This is a genomic window from Herbiconiux liangxiaofengii (assembly GCF_041927335.1).
Taxonomy (GTDB): domain Bacteria; phylum Actinomycetota; class Actinomycetes; order Actinomycetales; family Microbacteriaceae; genus Herbiconiux; species Herbiconiux liangxiaofengii.
Map to the genome: position 1 here is coordinate 243,435 of NZ_JBHFHD010000006.1, position 15,585 is coordinate 259,019.

The window sequence follows — 15,585 nt, forward strand, 5'->3', positions numbered from 1 at the left end:
CGGATGCAGCACAGACAGAGCAGCCCGCGCATCCCGGTACCGGCGAGCTTGGCGGCGGCACCCTTCTCGGTGCGGGAGGGTACTCGAGCCGGGCTCGGGCGACAGCGGCTCCTCGGGCGCGATCTCCACCGGCCGTTCGCCGGAGCGCGGGTGACCCCCGGCGACCCCACCCTCTCCCTGCAGCAACTCTGCGCCGCCTATCAGGCGAGAAGCCCGACGAGCCACTTCTTCAGCCACGTGACGGCCGCCCGCCTGTGGGATGCTCCGCTGCCCCTGGCTGCGGAAGGCGAGGCCCATGTCCATGTCTCGTGCAATCGACCGGGTGCTGTGCCGCGCGCTCGGGGTGTGGTGGGCCACCTTCTGGCCGATCCGCAGCTGCGGGTCACGGGCCTCCGCGGTCTGCGACTCTGCGACCCGGCCACCACCTGGTGTCAGCTCGAATCTCTGCTCGACTTCGGCGACCTCGTGGCGGTGGGGGACTTCTTCGTCCTGGAGCGCGAGCGCATGGGGACCCACTCCGGCCCTGAACGCCGCGCACTCGTCCCGATCGGCGAGCTCCGCCGACGTGCGGAGGAGCGCTCGGGCCCCGGCTCGCGCGTGCTGCGGAGAGCGGCGGCGGCGGTGCGCGTGGGGGCCGAGTCGCGGCGGGAGAGCCTGCTGCGTCTCCTCATCGTCGGGCACGGCCTGCCAGAGCCCCTCCTCAACCAGAACGTCTTCGACGCCGACGGGCAGTGGCTCGGTCGCGCCGACATGCTGTATCCCGCCCAGAACGTGATCGTGGAGTACAACGGCGACCTCCACCGCACCGACCTGCACCAGTTCGAGCACGACGTCGTGCGCATCGAGTCGTTCCGCCGAGCGGGCTATTCGGTCGTCGAAGTGCGCTCCCGAGGCCTCACGAGCCAGCGCCACCAGACCCTCGAGCGTGTCTCCCACGCGCTCGCCCTTCCGCTGCGCCCGGCCGTTGCGTCGCAAGAACTCGTGCTCAAGCCGCCCTGAACACGAGTTCGCGCGACGCAACGGGCGGAGGAGCAGGGGTCAGAGGGTGAGGGTGGTGATGACAGCGAGGTGGTCGGAGTCGCCGGCGCGGAGGGTCGAGTTGGAGGTGACCTGCATGCCGCGGGTGAGCACGTGGTCGGGGCGGGTCACGGGCGACGAGGCCGGCCAGGTGAACCCGAATCCGCCACCGTTCTGGTTGGCCTCGGCCAGCTGCGAGGTGAGGCCGGCGAGGTTGCGGTCGGACGACCCGGCGTTGAAGTCGCCCATCATGATCAGCCGCGCGTTCTCGTCGCGGGGCACGTAGTCGGCCAGGTTCGAGAGCATCTCGTCGCGCGCCTCGTGGTCGCCCGGCCGAGCCGATGCGGCGTGGATGACGTACAGGCTCACGAGCCCCGTCGGTGTCGCGAGGTCGGCGGCGATGCCCCGCTGCCACCCCAGGCCCAGGTCGAGGGCCTGCGCATTCTCGATCGGGAATGTGCTCCACACGCCCACGGTGCCGATGCCGTAGGAGTAGGGGTAGGTCTCGCTCAGCACGGTCTCCACCTGGTCGCGCGCGGCGTCATCCATCTCCTGCAGCGCGATCACGTCGGCTCCGGATGCGGCGAGCGCGCTCGCCGACTCGGCGGCAGTGCCTGAGTCGGCCTCGACGTTCTGGCTCGCCACCGTCAACGACGACGCGGAAGCGGCGGGAGCGCTCCAGGTCAGCGGCACGATCGAGGGCACGAACATCACGCCCCAGACGATCGCGGGGATCAGCACGGACGCCACGGCTCCACGACTCCGCGTGAGCAGCGCCACCACGAGCAGAACGGGCACGAGCAGCCCGAACCACGGCAACGACGACTCCAGCAGCAGAGAGAAACCGAACGCCTCGGGCGCCAGAGAGTGGGCTCCGAGGAGCACGGCGAGTCCGACGGCCAGCAGGCACACCGCGATCGCCACGGTGGAGCGCGAGCGCCACCGTCGCGGCGACGGACGGCCGCTCGGACGCGGCTTCTCGAGCACTGCAGACATCGCAACCATTGTGCACCGCTCGACTGGCAATCCTCCCCAGGAGGGGTGTGAACGGCAGTTGTCCACAGCCTGTACCCGCCCCCTCGTGGTGTCGGGGGCCCGCCGTATGCTGGACGGCATGAAGGTTCTCGCAGCTATGAGTGGTGGAGTCGACTCCGCCGTCGCTGCCGCACGCGCGGTCGAAGCGGGCCACGAGGTGGTGGGTGTGCACCTCGCGCTCAGCCGCATGCCCGGCACGCTGCGCACCGGCAGCCGTGGCTGCTGCACCATCGAAGACTCGATGGATGCGCAGCGGGCGGCGAACAAGATCGGCATCCCCTACTACGTGTGGGACTTCTCGGAGCGGTTCAAGGCCGATGTGGTCGACGACTTCATCGCGGAGTACTCCGCCGGCCGCACGCCCAATCCCTGCATGCGCTGCAACGAGCGCATCAAGTTCGCCGCACTGCTCGAGAAGGCCATCGACCTCGGTTTCGATGCGGTGTGCACCGGCCACTACGCCACCATCACCACGGATGCCCACGGCAACCCCGAGCTACACCGTGCGGCCGCGTGGGCCAAAGACCAGTCGTACGTGCTCGGTGTGCTCACCACCGAGCAGTTGAAGCACAGTCTCTTTCCGCTCGGAGCCACCCCCTCCAAGGCCGAGGTGCGGGCCGAGGCGGCCGAGCGCGGTTTCTCGGTGGCGAACAAGCCCGACAGCCATGACATCTGCTTCATCCCCGATGGAGACACCAGCGGATGGCTGGCGGAGCGTGTCGGCACTGCTACCGGCGAGATCGTCGACCGGTCGGGGTCGGTGGTGGGCTCGCACGAGGGGGCACACGCTTTCACGGTCGGTCAGCGGCGGGGCCTGAAGCTCGGCATGCCCGCGGCCGACGGCAAGCCGCGGTTCGTGCTCGAGGTGCGGCCGAAGGAGAACACGGTGGTGGTTGGCCCGAAGGAGGCGCTCGACATCGCCGAGATCGCGGGCTCGCGCTACACCTGGGCGGGCCTCGCGCCGGTGGATGCCGCGAACGACTTCGAGTGCCAGGTGCAGATCCGGGCGCACGCCGACCCGGTCGACGCGGTGGCGCGGGTGCGCGGCGGAGAGCTGGTCATCACGCCGGTGGTGCCGTTGAGCGGCGTGGCGCCGGGGCAGACGGCCGTGGTCTACGTGGGCACCCGGGTGCTCGGGCAGTGCACCATCGATCGCACGGTGGCGGCCGATCTGGCCGGTGCGGAAGCTCTGGCCGGTGCGGAGGATCTGGCCGGTGCGGAGGCTGCACTGGCCGGTTCGGAAGCTCTGGCCGAGGCGTCGGCCTGATGGCTGCCCCGTCGAAGGGTGCCGCTGATGGGTCGCACGACCTGACGGCGGCTGAGGCCGCTGGACCCGGGTCAGATACGTCGAGAGATGACGAACTGCTTCCCGACGAGACGCCGAACGAGCTCGAGACCGCCGCTGCGGAGGTCGAGAGGCTGACCACGCGCATCCTGCAGCTGCGTGACGAGTACTACGAGAAGAACGCGTCGACCGTGTCCGATCGGGAGTACGACGAGCTGGTGCGTCGGCTCGACGAACTGGAGCGGGCCCACCCCGGGCTCCGCTCGCAAGACAGCCCTACCCAGACGGTGGGCGGCCGGGCCGTCACCACGATGTTCACGCCCGTCACACATGCCGAGCGCATGCTCAGCCTCGACAACGTCTTCAGCGAGGAGGAGCTCGACGAGTGGGCCGCCAAGGTGCAGCGCGACGCAGGCAGCGGAGTGGTGCGCTTTCTGAGCGAGCTCAAGATCGACGGCCTGGCCATCAATCTGAGGTATGAGAACGGTGTGCTGGTCACGGCGGCCACGCGCGGTGACGGGGTCGTGGGCGAAGACGTCACCGAGAACGTGCTGCAGATCGCGTCGATCCCGGCGCGGTTGGCGGGTTCGGGGCATCCGCCGCTCGTGGAGGTGCGAGGCGAGATCTTCTTTCCCGTCGCATCCTTCGACGAGCTGAACGCCGCCCAGGAGGCGGCCGGCGAGCGGGTGTTCGCGAATCCGCGTAACGCCGCCGCCGGGTCGTTGAGGCAGAAGTCCGAGGGTAAGAACGAGCGGCAGCTGGCGCTCGTGGCCGATCGCCTGCACCGCCTGCGCATGCTCGTGCACGGCATCGGCGCGTGGCCGAACCCGCCCGTGGCGGCGCAGTCGCAGGTGTACGAGCTGCTCGCCGAGTGGGGGCTGCCCACCTCGACCCACTACCGCGTGTTCGACACCATCGGCGAGGTGGCCGAGTTCATCCGCTCCTACGGCATCAACCGGGGCACGGTCGAGCATCAGATCGACGGCATCGTGGTGAAGGTCGACGATCTCGCCCTGCACGAGGAGCTCGGCGCCACCAGCCGTGCCCCGCGGTGGGCCACGGCCTACAAGTACCCGCCCGAAGAAGTGAACACCAAGCTGCTCGACATCGTGGTGAGCGTGGGGCGCACCGGTCGCGCCACCCCGTTCGCGGTGATGGAGAAGGTGGAGGTCGCGGGTTCCGAGGTGCGGCAGGCCACGCTGCACAACCAAGACGTGGTGAAGGCCAAGGGCGTGCTGATCGGCGACACGGTCGTGCTCCGTAAGGCGGGCGACGTCATCCCCGAGGTGCTCGGCCCGGTGGTCGAGCTGCGCGACGGCACCGAGCGTGCGTTCGTGATGCCGGAGTTCTGCCCCGAGTGCGGCACGCGCCTCGCGCCGGCCAAAGAGGGCGACATCGATCTCCGATGCCCGAACGCCCGCAGCTGTCCCGCTCAGGTTCGGGGCCGCGTCGAGCACGTGGGCTCGCGAGGAGCTCTCGACATCGAGGTCTTGGGCGAGGTGAGCGCGGCTGCCCTCACGCAGCCGCTCGAACCCGCCGAGCCGCCGCTGGTCACCGAGGCCGGGCTGTTCTCGCTCACCATGCGTGATCTGTTCCCCATCCGGGTCATCGTTCGCGACTCCGAGACGGGCATGCCGAAGCTCGACAAAGACGGGGAGTCGCCGAAGGTGGTGGCGCCGTTCCGTCGGATGCGCAAGAAGACCGATCCGCCCTTCGACCCCGAGGCCGAGGTGTTCGACGGTGACGCCGACCACATCGCGTCGTCGAACGCCCTGAAGCTGCTCGATGAGATCGAGAAGGCGAAGACCAAGCCGCTCTGGCGCATCCTGGTGTCGCTCAGCATCAGGCACGTCGGGCCGGTCGCCGCGCGGGCGCTGGCCGACTACTTCGGGTCGCTGGACGCCATGCGGGCGGCCAGCCGCGACGAGCTCGCCGCCGTCGACGGTGTGGGCGGCATCATCGCCGACGCCCTGATCGCCTGGTTCGAGGTCGACTGGCACGTCGAGATCCTCGACCGGTGGGCCGAGGCAGGGGTGCAGTTCGCGACTCCCGGTCACCCCGGCCCGGGGGCGAACGTGGGCACCGGGGGAGTGCTCGAGGGAGTCACCGTCGTCGTGACGGGGGCGATCGAGGGGTTCACCCGCGAGGGTGCTCTGGAGGCGATCATCGCGGCCGGTGGCAAGGCGGCCTCGAGCGTGAGCAAGAAGACGCATTTCGTGGCGGTGGGGCCCGGTGCCGGGTCGAAGCAGGGAAAAGCCGAGGCACTCGGCCTGCGCATCATCGATGCGGCGGAGTTCGCGCTGCTCGTGACGCAGGGGCCTGATGCCATTGCACTCCCGGAACCCGAGCCTGCGCCGGAGGCGGAGGCGGCGGCCGAGGCGGCGGCGGAAGCTGAGGTGTCGACTGCTGCGGCGGCTGGGCCTGCGGCGGACGGCGGTGATGCGGCGGACGGCGGCGAGCCGTCAGGCGGCGGCTCGGGCGACGAGGGCTGAGGCGCACATGGCACGCGGGTGGGCCGTTGCGGCGGCGATGGCGGCGGCAGGGCTCGCGGTGGCCGGAGCGGTGCGGATCCGCACGTCGCCGTGGCCGTCCGTGCGGCTGATCCGCGCGGTGTTCGACCGCGATGCCGCGAAGACGGTGGCCGAGATGGAGCGTCACGCCCCGGCGGGCGTCTTCCGTGAGCTGCGGGATGTTCCTTACGACTCCGCTCATTCCTCCGGCCGGAGCACCTGCACCTTCGACCTCGTGGCGCCCGTGGATGCCGACGGCCCGCTTCCGGTGGTGGTGTGGATCCACGGCGGTGCCTGGATCTCGGGCAGCAAGGCCCATGTTGCGCCGTACCTCCGTCACTTCGCGGCGGCGGGCTGCATCGGCGTGGCAATCGACTACACCATCGCCCCGGAGGCCGCCTATCCCACCGCGGTCCAGCAGCTCGACGACGCCCTCGCCCACCTCGTCGCGCACTCCGACGACCTCGGTATCGACCCCACCCGGATCGTGCTCGCCGGCGACTCCGCAGGAGCCCAGCTCGCCAGCCAGCTCACCGCGGCGATCGTCGATCCCTCGTCGGCGGCACGCACCGGAATCCGGCCGTCCCTCGCGCGCGATCACCTCCGCGGCGTGGTGCTGCACTGCGGCATCTACGATCTCGAAGCGCTGGCGCATCTCACGGGTGTGATCGAGTGGGGGCTGAAGAGCGCACTGTGGGCCTACACCGGCCAGCGCGACTGGTCGCACACCGAGGCAGCCGGGTCGATGAGCACCATCCACGCCGTCACGGGCGACTGGCCGCCCGCCTTCGTCTCGGGCGGCAACGGCGATGGGCTCACCGCCATCCAGTCGGTGCCGCTCAGCGAACGGATGCGCGCGGCCGGCGTCGACGTCACCACCCTCTTCTGGCCGCCCGAGCACACACCCGCGCTGCCGCACGAGTACCAGTTCCACCTCGACTTCCCGGATGCCAGGCACGCCCTCGCCGCCACACTCGACTTCCTGGCCCGTGTCACGTCGCCGTCGCCCGACAGGCAAGGCGATCCACCGGTACGTCCGCAGCCCGCTGCGACGACGGGCTCCCCACCGGGCCCCGCGCATCCGACACCGTAGAATTAGCCCACACCCCTCGCGAACAGAACACCGGAGCACCATGTCCGAAATAACCCAGGAGCAGGTCGCGCATCTCGCGAGCCTCGCCCGGATCGCCCTGACACCGCAGGAGATCGAGAGCCTCACCACCGAGATCGGCTCGATCGTCGACAACGTGGCCAAGGTGTCCGAGGTGGCGACCGCCGACGTTCCCGCCACGAGCCACCCGATCCCGCTCGAGAACGTGTACCGCGACGACGTGCCCGGTGTCACGCTCACCACCGAGCAGGCGCTCGCCGGTGCACCCGACCACGACGGCTCGCGCTTCCGCGTGACCGCCATCCTCGGAGAGGAGCAGTGATGGGCCGCCACGACCACGAGCTGGTGCGCCTGTCGGCCGCCGCTCTCGCCGAGAAGCTCGCCGCGGGCGAGGTGAGTGCCCTCGAAGCCACGGATGCGCATCTCGACCGCATCGCCGCCGTCGACGGCGAGGTGCACGCCTTTCTGCACACGGCTCCCGAACTGAGCCGCTCGACGGCTGCCGCGATCGACGCCCGCCGCGCCGCCGGGGAAGCCCTGCATCCGCTCGCCGGCGTGCCGATCGCCATCAAAGACGTGATCGTCACCAACGACATGCCCACCACGAGCGGGTCGAAGATCCTCGAGGGCTGGGTGCCGCCGTACGACGCCACCGTCATGCTGAAGCTGCGCGCAGCCGGCCTCGTGCCGATCGGCAAGACCAACATGGACGAGTTCGCGATGGGCTCCTCCACCGAGCACTCCGCCTACGGCCCCACCCACAACCCGTGGGACCTCGAGCGCATCCCCGGCGGCTCGGGCGGTGGCTCGGCAGCCGCGGTCGCCAGCTTCGAGGCGCCGCTCGCCCTCGGCAGCGACACAGGTGGCTCCATCCGGCAGCCCGCCCACGTCACCGGTACCGTCGGCGTGAAGCCCACCTACGGGGGAGTGAGCCGCTACGGCGCCATCGCCCTCGCCTCGAGCCTCGATCAGATCGGCCCCGTGAGCCGCACCGTGCTCGACTCGGCGCTTCTGCACGACGTCATCGGCGGTCACGACCCGCTCGACTCCACCTCGCTCACCGACGAGTGGCCGAGCATGGCCGACGCGGTTCGCCGGGCCGACGTGAAGGGCCTGAAGATCGGCGTCATCCGTGAGCTCGACGGCGAAGGCTTCCAGCCCGGCGTGCTCGAGCGGTTCCGCGAGGCGCTCGACCTGCTCGCCGCGAACGGCGCCGAGATCGTCGACGTGAGCCTGCCGAGCCTCGAGTACGCCATCTCGGCCTACTACCTGATCATGCCGGCCGAGGCCTCCTCGAACCTGGCGAAGTTCGACTCCGTTCGCTTCGGTCTGCGAGTCAACCCACCCGGCGGCGGAACAGTCGAAGACGTCATGTCGGCGACGCGCGAGGCCGGGTTCGGTGCGGAAGCGAAGCGCCGCATCATCCTGGGCACCTACGCGCTCAGCGCCGGGTACTACGACGCCTACTACGGCAGCGCCCAGAAGGTTCGCACCCTCGTGCAGCGCGACTTCGCGGCGGCCTTCGCCGGCGTCGACGTGCTCGTGTCGCCCACCGCGCCCACCACCGCGTTCAAGCTGGGCCAGAACGACGGCGACCCGATGGCGATGTACCTCAACGACATCGCCACCATACCGGCGAACCTCGCCGGTATCCCGGGCATCTCGCTGCCCGTGGGGCTGGCGAAGGAGGATGGGCTTCCGGTCGGCATCCAGTTCCTCGCCCCCGCTCGCGAAGACGCCCGGCTCTACACCGTCGGTGGAGCCCTCGAGCGACTGCTCGAAGACCGATGGGGTCACACGTTGATCAGTCAGGCGCCCGATCTCGCCCCCGGCGAGATGGCCGCCGCACAGGAAGGGGCCGTCTGATGGCCAAGGCGAAGCTCATGGACTACGACAAGGCCCTCGAGCTGTTCGAGCCGGTGCTCGGCTTCGAGGTGCACGTCGAGCTCTCCACGAAGACCAAGATGTTCTCGTCGGCCCCGAACTTCTTCGGCGGCGAGCCCAACACGAACATCACGCCCGTCGACCTCGGTCTGCCGGGGTCTCTACCCGTGGTGAACGGTCAGGCCGTGCGGTACGCGATCAGCCTGGGCCTCGCCCTCGGCTGCTCCATCGCCCCGTCGAGCCGGTTCGCGCGCAAGAACTACTTCTACCCCGACCTGGCAAAGAACTACCAGATCTCGCAGTTCGACGAGCCCATCGCCTTCGACGGCTCGGTCGACGTGGAGCTGCCAGACGGCCGCACCTTCACGGTGCCCATCGAGCGGGCGCACATGGAGGAGGATGCCGGCAAGCTCACCCACGTGGGCGGCTCGACCGGCCGCATCCAGGGCGCCGAGTACTCGCTGGTCGACTACAACCGGGCCGGCGTGCCCCTCGTCGAGATCGTGACGAACATCATCTACGGCGCCGAGAAGGATGCCCCGGAGCTGGCGAAGGCGTACGTCGCCACCATCCGCGACATCGTGGTGGCGCTCGGCATCTCCGACGCGAAGATGGAGCGCGGCAACCTGCGCTGCGACGCCAACATCTCTCTGCGCCCGCGCACCGCCCCGGGCGAACCGCCGGCACCGCTCGGCACGCGCACCGAGACCAAGAACGTGAACTCGCTGCGTTCGGTCGAACGCGCCATCCGCTACGAGATCCAGCGCCAGGCGCAGATCCTCGCCGACGGCGGCACCATCACGCAGGAGACCCGGCACTGGCACGAAGACACCGGAACCACCTCGGCCGGCCGCCCCAAGTCGGACGCCGACGACTACCGCTACTTCCCCGAGCCCGACCTGCTGCCCGTCGTGCCCTCGCCCGAGCTGATCGAGGAGCTGCGGGCGGCCCTGCCCGAGGCACCCGCCGCCCGTCGGCGCCGGCTCAAGCAGGAGTGGGGATTCACCGACCTCGAGTTCCAAGACGTGCAGAACGCCGGTCTCCTCGTCGAGGTCTCCGAGACGGTCGCCGCCGGTGCCTCGCCGCAGGCGGCCCGTAAATGGTGGTCGGGCGAGATCTCGCGCATCGCGAACGCCCGGTCGGCCGAGCCCTCGGCCCTGGTGTCGGCGACGGATGTCGCGGCTCTCGTCACCCTCATCGACAGCGGTGCGCTGAACGACCGTCTCGCGCGGCAGGTGCTCGAGGGCGTCATCGACGGCGAGGGCACCCCGCAAGAGGTCGTCGATGCCCGTGGGCTCGCGGTCGTGTCCGACGACGGCGCGCTGATCGCCGCCATCGACGAGGCACTTGCGGCGCAGCCCGACGTGCTCGCGAAGATCAAAGACGGCAAGGTGCAGGCGGCGGGCGCCGTGATCGGCGCGGTCATGAAGGCCATGAAGGGCCAGGCCGACGCCGCCCGCGTGCGCGAACTCGTGCTCGAGCGCGCCGCCGCCGAGTAGCGCTCCGGGCAGGCCCGGGTAGCGCGAGCAGCCGTAGCAGCAGCGGAGCGTCGTCGGTGATCGGTACCGGTGAGGCGAACAACCCGCTGGTCTCCAGGGCGTCCCGCTGCGGCTCGAACACCGTCCAGACCATCTGAACGAGCTCGTCGTCGAGCTCCTCCGAGGCTCCGACGGCTCGCGCGAGATCCCAGGTGTGGATGGTGACGTCGGCCACCTGCTCCTTGAGGTACTCGGTCACGGCCACTGTGTCGGAGGCGAGGTTCACCTCGGCGGTCGGCTCCGCGCCGCGCCAGGCGGTCGTGGCCGCGAGCGAGTAGCGGTGCCACTCATGGGTGAGGTCGCCCTCGAGCGCCTCGAGACGGCTGCGCGCCTGGCGGGTGCTGAGCCCCGACAAGAGCCACGGCACCCACTGCTGCTCCTCGATGACGTGCTGCACCAGGTCGCGCACCGTCCACTCCGTGTCGGGGGTGGCGCCCTCCCAGTCCTGCACCGCGGCGAGCCGCTGGCCGAACTCGTGGTGGGCGCGCTGCTGCAGACGCAGCCAGGTCGCGGTCTCGGTCTCGAGGGGGGTTCGTGCAGCCATCCGGAGCTCCTATCGATCCTCATGGTCAAGGCGAGCGCCGGGATGCGCATTCCTGCCGCTGAGCCGTCGGGACGTCAGTCCGCGGAGAGCGAACAGCCCAGTAGGGTCGAGGCGTGACGAACGATGCCGTGGTGCTGCGCCCGCTGACCGATGCCGATGTCCCGCGGCTGCTGGAACTCAACCATGCGGCCGTGCCCGCCGTCAACGACGTCGACGCCGGCGAGATGCGGGCGCTGCTGGCGCAGGCCGCCGTGGCGGTCGGAGTGGTGAGCCGCCCGGCGTCGGCGGCAGCACCCGACGAGCTGGTGGGCTTCGTTCTCGCCCTCGGTCCGGGTGCCGACTACGCCAGCGAGAACTACCGCTGGTTCAGCGCCCGCGGCGACTCGTTCCTGTACGTCGATCGCATCGTGGTGGGCGACGGATGGCGGGGAGCCGGTCTCGGTGTGCGCTTGTACGACGCGGTGTTCGCGGCCGCCCGCGCATCCGGAGCGGCGGAGGTGGACTGCGAGGTGAACGTCGAGCCACCGAACCCGGGCTCCCTGGTGTTCCACGGCCGCCTCGGGTTCGCCGAGATCGGCCGCCAGTCGACGAAGGGCGGCTCGGTGGTGGTGGCGCTGCTGGCCCGCCCCGCGAGCGACTGAGCCGCAGCGCCGGCCGGGCCCGCGCCGGCCGAGCCTGCGCCGGCCGGCCCGCGCCGCCCGAGCCCGCGCCGGCCGGGCCCACCACCGGCCGGCCCCGCTACACCACGCGCTGCGGGGGCGAGACCGTCTTGCGGGGGTCGCGCTCCGCGACCGGCGCGATGACGTCGTCGATCCGAGACAGAACCTCGGCCGACAGCGTCACTCCCGACGCCTGCACGTTCGACTCGACCTGCTCGGGGCGCGAGGCGCCGATGATGGCGCCGGCCACGTTCTCGTTCGAGAGCACCCAGGCCACCGCGAGCTGGGCGAGCGTGAGGCCCTGCTCGGACGCGATGGGCTCGAGCTGCTGCACGCGCTCGAGGATGTCGTCAGTGAGGAACGACTTCACCATGTCGGCCCCGCCCTTCTCGTCGGTGGCCCGCGAACCGGAGGGGAGCGGCTGACCCGGCTTGTACTTGCCCGTGAGCACTCCCTGCGCGATGGGCGACCAGACGATCTGCGAGATGCCGAGCTCCTTCGAGGCGGGCACGACCTCGTCTTCGATCACGCGCCACAGCATCGAGTACTGGGGCTGGTTCGAGATGAGCTGGAATCCGAGCGCCGTCGCGAGCTCGTGGCCGGCGCGCAGCTGCGACGCATCCCATTCGCTCACGCCGATGTAGAGCGCCTTGCCCTGCCGCACGATGTCGGCGAAGGCCTGCATGGTCTCTTCGAGCGGGGTCTCGTGGTCGTAGCGGTGCGCCTGGTAGAGGTCGACGTAGCCGGTGCCGAGGCGGGTGAGTGAGCCGTCGATCGACTCGAGGATGTGCTTGCGCGAGAGGCCGGTGTCGTTGTGGCCCTTGGGGCCGGTGGGCCAGTACACCTTGGTGAAGATCTCGAGCGACTCACGCCGCTCGCTCTTCAGGGCATCGCCGAGCACCTGCTCGGCGACGGTGTTGGCGTAGGCGTCGGCCGTGTCGAAGGTGGTGATGCCGCCGTCGAGCGCAGCCTGCACGCACTTCGTGGCGGTGTCGTTCTCCACCTGGGAGCCGTGGGTGAGCCAGTTGCCGTAGATGATCTCGGAGATCTTGAGTCCGCTGTTGCCGAGGTGTCGAAACTTCATGCTTCGAAACTACTCCCGGCGGCTGGAGCCCGCCCGCACGGCACTGGTGCCGGCGCTGCCGCGGGCACCGGCACCGGCGCCGGCGGCGGCGGCCGCCCCGTCGGCATCGGCCAGGATGGCGGCGACCACGCCGCACGCGTCGTGCTCCCCGCGCCCGAGATGCACCCCCGCCGCGGCCCGCTCGAGCAGCGTGCGGAGTGACTCCGCCTCCGCGGGGGCGAGGCCCGGCAGCAGGTCTGCCTCGGCGGTCGCCACGCGCGACCTCAATGCCATCAGGCGCGTGGAGCCGGTGTCGGTGAGCGCGAGACGTCGTACCCGGCGGTCGCGCGCATCCACCCGACGTTCGATGAGGCCCGAGGCCACGAGGTCGTCGATGACGTAGGTGAGCACGGTGCGGTCGATGCCGAGGTGCGTGGCGAGCTCTGCCTGTGTGGGGGCGCGGCCGGGGTCGGCCGCGAGCGTGTTCAGGATCTGATAGCCCCGCGGCCCGCGCGGCAGCTCGCCGACGGCTTCGGTGACCGCGCTCTGCCAGGAACGGAAGAGCACCCCGAGGGCCCAGCCGAAGTCGAGATCATCTGCCATCCGATCAGTGTAGCGGAATAGGTTGGTGACAATATAGGTTGTAAAGCAGATGATCTGTGAAACAGATCGACGGTTCCAGACCAGCAAAGGCACACCATGGATCACGGCCACCCCCTCCGCTTCGGCACCTTCATCACCCCCACGGCGGCCAGCCCGCAGGGCTCGGTGCAGCTGGCCCGGCTCTCCGAGAGCCTGGGCTACGACCTCGTCACCTTCCAGGACCACCCGTACCAGCCCGCCTTCCTCGACACGTGGACGCTGCTCGCCTACGCCGCAGCCGCGACCGAGCGCATCCACCTCGCCCCCAACGTGCTCAACCTCCCCTTGCGGCCGGCACCTGTCACGGCGCGCGCGGCCGCCTCACTCGATCTGCTGAGCGGGGGCCGGCTCGACCTGGGCCTCGGCGCGGGCGGCTTCTGGGACGCCATCGAGTCGATGGGCGGCCGCCGCCTCACTCCCGGGCAGGGAGTCGACGCACTGAGCGAGGCGATCGACCTCATCCGCGGCATCTGGGCGGTGGGAGACCGCTCGGTGCTGCACGGCGGCGACTACTACCCGGTCGACGGCGCCAAGCGGGGCCCCGCCCCCGCCCACGACATCCCCATCTGGATCGGCGCGTACAAGCCCCGCATGCTGCGGCTCACGGGTGAGAAGGCCGACGGCTGGTTGCCGAGCCTTGGCTATCTCGAGCCGGGCGCCCTGGCCGCGGGCAACGCCCGGATCGACGACGCGGCGACGGATGCGGGGCGCGACCCGCGTGAGATCCGCCGGCTTCTCAACATCTCCGGCACCGAGAGCCTCGACCAGCTGCTGTCACTCGCGCTCGACGACGGCATCGGCACGTTCATCGTGGTCGGAGACGACCCGGCGGCACTCGAACGATTCGCCGACACGAGCATGCCGGCCCTGCGGGAGGCCGTCGATGCCGAGCGCGCGCGTCGCGGTACGAAGCCGACGAGCGGCGGCCGTCCGGCTCGGGCGCTGGCGCACCGACGCGAGGGGATCGCCTACGACGACATCCCCGACTCGCTTCGCGAGACCGCCGTCGAGCCCGGCGACCTCGGCTACCGGACTGTGCGGTCGACCTACCTGCGGGGTGGTGCGCCCGGTGTGGTGCTGCGCCCGGCCACCGTCGAGCAGGTTCAGGATGCGCTGGCCTTCGCCCGTCGTCACCCCGCGCTGCCCCTCGGCATCCGGAGCGGCGGCCACGGCATCAGCGGCCGCAGCACGAACGACGGCGGCATCGTGATCGACCTCAAGGAGCTGAACGCCGTCGAGGTGCTCGACGAGCAGACCGGCCGCGTGCGGATCGGCCCCGGCGCCCGCTGGATGGAGGTGGCGGCCGCCCTGCAGCCCCACGGGCTCGCTCTCTCCAGCGGAGACTACGGCGGCGTGGGCGTCGGCGGCCTGGCCACGGCCGGGGGAGTGGGGTTCCTCGGCCGCGAGCACGGCCTCACCATCGACCACGTGGTCTCCGCCGACGTGGTGCTCGCCGACGGGTCGCTCGTGCACGTGTCGGCCGAGCAGCACCCCGACCTGTTCTGGGCGGTGCGGGGTGCCGGGGCGAACGTGGGCATCGTGGTGTCGTTCGAGTTCCTGGCCGACCGGGTGGGCGAGGTGGGCTGGGCACAACTGGCTGTCCAGGTCGACGACGCCGCCGCGTTCCTCGAGGGCTTCGGGCGCACCATGGAGGCCGCTCCGCGCGACACGACGCTGTTCCTCATCCTCGGCGCCTCGCGGCCCGCCGAACCGGTGGTGGCGCAGCTCTACGGGGTCGTCGACTCCTCAGACCCCGAGACCATCGTCTCCCGGCTGCAGCCGTTCGCCGAGCTCGGCACCCTGGTGGGCCAGCAGGTGCAGCTGCTGCCCTACGCGGCCGTGATGGCCAACGCCTCGGATGCCGCCCACGACGGCCAGGGCGAGCCGCAGTTCCGCTCGGGGCTGGTCGAACACCTCGACGCCGACGTGGCCCGGGCCGCGGCGGCGCTCGCCACCTCGGGTGCTGCCCCCTGGTTCCAGATCCGGGCGGTCGGCGGCGCTGTGAACGACGTGGCGCCGGATGCCACGGCATACGCCCACCGCTCCGCCAACTTCTCGATCACCTCGGTCGGTCGCTCCGAGCGCTTCGAGGCGCTCTGGTCGGCGCTCGCCGAGCACTTCGACGGGCTCTACCTGAGCTTCGAGAGCCGCACCGGGGAGACCATCCTGCAGCAGGCCTTCCCGCCCGCCACGCTGGCCCGGCTGCGGGCCATCAAACGCGACGTCGACCCCGACGGTGTGTTCGTCGACAACTTCGGGGTGGCCGAGCCCCAGCCACTCGGCTGACCGAGCGAACC

At 70.6% G+C, this 15,585-nt stretch carries 13 protein-coding genes; 9 read left to right on the forward strand and 4 right to left on the reverse strand.

Going from position 1 to position 15,585, the window contains the following annotated elements; translation table 11 throughout:
* Positions 1 to 3: 3 nt before the first annotated feature.
* Positions 4 to 999 carry a putative endonuclease domain-containing protein gene (locus tag ACEXOR_RS04920; RefSeq protein ID WP_374848275.1) on the forward strand — a complete coding sequence of 332 codons (996 nt, stop codon included), beginning with the start codon at positions 4 to 6 and terminating at the stop codon, positions 997 to 999.
* A gap of 39 nt (positions 1,000 to 1,038) precedes the next feature.
* On the opposite strand, the gene ACEXOR_RS04925 is transcribed toward ACEXOR_RS04920, so the two are convergent.
* A complete protein-coding gene (locus ACEXOR_RS04925; protein WP_374848276.1) occupies positions 1,039 to 2,013 on the reverse strand; it encodes an endonuclease/exonuclease/phosphatase family protein in 975 nt (324 codons plus the stop codon).
* Positions 2,014 to 2,131: 118 nt separating this feature from the next.
* Here ACEXOR_RS04925 and mnmA point away from each other — a divergent pair, with 118 nt between their 5' ends.
* The 6 genes from mnmA to gatB are packed head-to-tail and all read left to right on the forward strand — an operon-like array spanning position 2,132 to position 10,341.
* Positions 2,132 to 3,319, forward strand: a complete 1,188-nt coding sequence (gene mnmA / locus ACEXOR_RS04930; RefSeq protein WP_374848278.1) for a tRNA 2-thiouridine(34) synthase MnmA — start codon at positions 2,132 to 2,134, stop codon at positions 3,317 to 3,319.
* Positions 3,319 to 5,829 carry an NAD-dependent DNA ligase LigA gene (ligA, locus tag ACEXOR_RS04935; RefSeq protein WP_374848279.1) on the forward strand — a complete coding sequence of 837 codons (2,511 nt, stop codon included), beginning with the start codon at positions 3,319 to 3,321 and terminating at the stop codon, positions 5,827 to 5,829. The genes mnmA and ligA overlap by 1 nt, the downstream gene beginning before the upstream one ends.
* A 7-nt stretch (positions 5,830 to 5,836) precedes the next feature.
* Positions 5,837 to 6,940: an alpha/beta hydrolase gene (locus ACEXOR_RS04940; protein ID WP_374848281.1), complete on the forward strand. Its 1,104-nt coding sequence runs from the start codon at positions 5,837 to 5,839 to the stop codon at positions 6,938 to 6,940.
* Between the two features lie 40 nt (positions 6,941 to 6,980).
* Positions 6,981 to 7,280, forward strand: coding sequence for an Asp-tRNA(Asn)/Glu-tRNA(Gln) amidotransferase subunit GatC (gatC, locus tag ACEXOR_RS04945; RefSeq protein WP_374848282.1), 300 nt, complete (start codon positions 6,981 to 6,983; stop codon positions 7,278 to 7,280).
* Positions 7,280 to 8,824, forward strand: a complete 1,545-nt coding sequence (gene gatA, locus ACEXOR_RS04950) for an Asp-tRNA(Asn)/Glu-tRNA(Gln) amidotransferase subunit GatA (protein WP_374848283.1) — start codon at positions 7,280 to 7,282, stop codon at positions 8,822 to 8,824. The genes gatC and gatA overlap by 1 nt, the downstream gene beginning before the upstream one ends.
* Positions 8,824 to 10,341 (forward strand): Asp-tRNA(Asn)/Glu-tRNA(Gln) amidotransferase subunit GatB, encoded by a 1,518-nt coding sequence (gene gatB / locus ACEXOR_RS04955; protein WP_374848284.1) that lies wholly within the window; start codon positions 8,824 to 8,826, stop codon positions 10,339 to 10,341. Before gatA ends, gatB begins: the two co-directional genes overlap by 1 nt.
* Here the strand turns inward: gatB and ACEXOR_RS04960 are convergent.
* The gene (locus tag ACEXOR_RS04960; protein WP_374848285.1) at positions 10,265 to 10,924 is read right to left on the reverse strand and encodes a TIGR03086 family metal-binding protein; all 660 of its coding nucleotides are present in this window, start codon (positions 10,922 to 10,924) and stop codon (positions 10,265 to 10,267) included. The two genes, gatB and ACEXOR_RS04960, sit on opposite strands and share 77 nt — an antisense overlap.
* Before the next feature lie 113 nt (positions 10,925 to 11,037).
* Between ACEXOR_RS04960 and ACEXOR_RS04965 the strand changes: the two genes are divergently transcribed.
* Positions 11,038 to 11,565, forward strand: a complete 528-nt coding sequence (locus tag ACEXOR_RS04965) for a GNAT family N-acetyltransferase (RefSeq protein WP_374848286.1) — start codon at positions 11,038 to 11,040, stop codon at positions 11,563 to 11,565.
* 97 nt (positions 11,566 to 11,662) lie between these two features.
* Here the strand turns inward: ACEXOR_RS04965 and ACEXOR_RS04970 are convergent, their stop codons facing one another.
* Complete coding sequence (locus tag ACEXOR_RS04970; protein WP_374848287.1) at positions 11,663 to 12,667, reverse strand: aldo/keto reductase family protein; 1,005 nt, start codon at positions 12,665 to 12,667, stop codon at positions 11,663 to 11,665.
* Positions 12,668 to 12,676: 9 nt separating this feature from the next.
* The gene (locus ACEXOR_RS04975; RefSeq protein ID WP_374848288.1) at positions 12,677 to 13,249 is read right to left on the reverse strand and encodes a MarR family winged helix-turn-helix transcriptional regulator; all 573 of its coding nucleotides are present in this window, start codon (positions 13,247 to 13,249) and stop codon (positions 12,677 to 12,679) included.
* 96 nt (positions 13,250 to 13,345) lie between these two features.
* On the opposite strand from ACEXOR_RS04975, the gene ACEXOR_RS04980 reads away from it, so the two are divergent.
* A complete protein-coding gene (locus ACEXOR_RS04980; RefSeq protein ID WP_374848290.1) occupies positions 13,346 to 15,574 on the forward strand; it encodes an LLM class flavin-dependent oxidoreductase in 2,229 nt (742 codons plus the stop codon).
* The last annotated feature ends 11 nt before the right edge of the window (positions 15,575 to 15,585 follow it).

Coding starts and splice junctions, on each gene's coding strand:
- ACEXOR_RS04920 (WP_374848275.1), top strand. CDS start 4: ATGCAGCACAGACAGAGCAGCCCGCGCATCCCGGTACCGGCGAGCTTG.
- ACEXOR_RS04925 (WP_374848276.1), bottom strand. CDS start 2,013: ATGTCTGCAGTGCTCGAGAAGCCGCGTCCGAGCGGCCGTCCGTCGCCG.
- gatA (WP_374848283.1), top strand. CDS start 7,280: ATGGGCCGCCACGACCACGAGCTGGTGCGCCTGTCGGCCGCCGCTCTC.
- ligA (WP_374848279.1), top strand. CDS start 3,319: ATGGCTGCCCCGTCGAAGGGTGCCGCTGATGGGTCGCACGACCTGACG.
- gatC (WP_374848282.1), top strand. CDS start 6,981: ATGTCCGAAATAACCCAGGAGCAGGTCGCGCATCTCGCGAGCCTCGCC.
- gatB (WP_374848284.1), top strand. CDS start 8,824: ATGGCCAAGGCGAAGCTCATGGACTACGACAAGGCCCTCGAGCTGTTC.
- ACEXOR_RS04970 (WP_374848287.1), bottom strand. CDS start 12,667: ATGAAGTTTCGACACCTCGGCAACAGCGGACTCAAGATCTCCGAGATC.
- ACEXOR_RS04975 (WP_374848288.1), bottom strand. CDS start 13,249: ATGGCAGATGATCTCGACTTCGGCTGGGCCCTCGGGGTGCTCTTCCGT.
- ACEXOR_RS04960 (WP_374848285.1), bottom strand. CDS start 10,924: ATGGCTGCACGAACCCCCCTCGAGACCGAGACCGCGACCTGGCTGCGT.
- ACEXOR_RS04980 (WP_374848290.1), top strand. CDS start 13,346: ATGGATCACGGCCACCCCCTCCGCTTCGGCACCTTCATCACCCCCACG.
- ACEXOR_RS04940 (WP_374848281.1), top strand. CDS start 5,837: ATGGCACGCGGGTGGGCCGTTGCGGCGGCGATGGCGGCGGCAGGGCTC.
- mnmA (WP_374848278.1), top strand. CDS start 2,132: ATGAAGGTTCTCGCAGCTATGAGTGGTGGAGTCGACTCCGCCGTCGCT.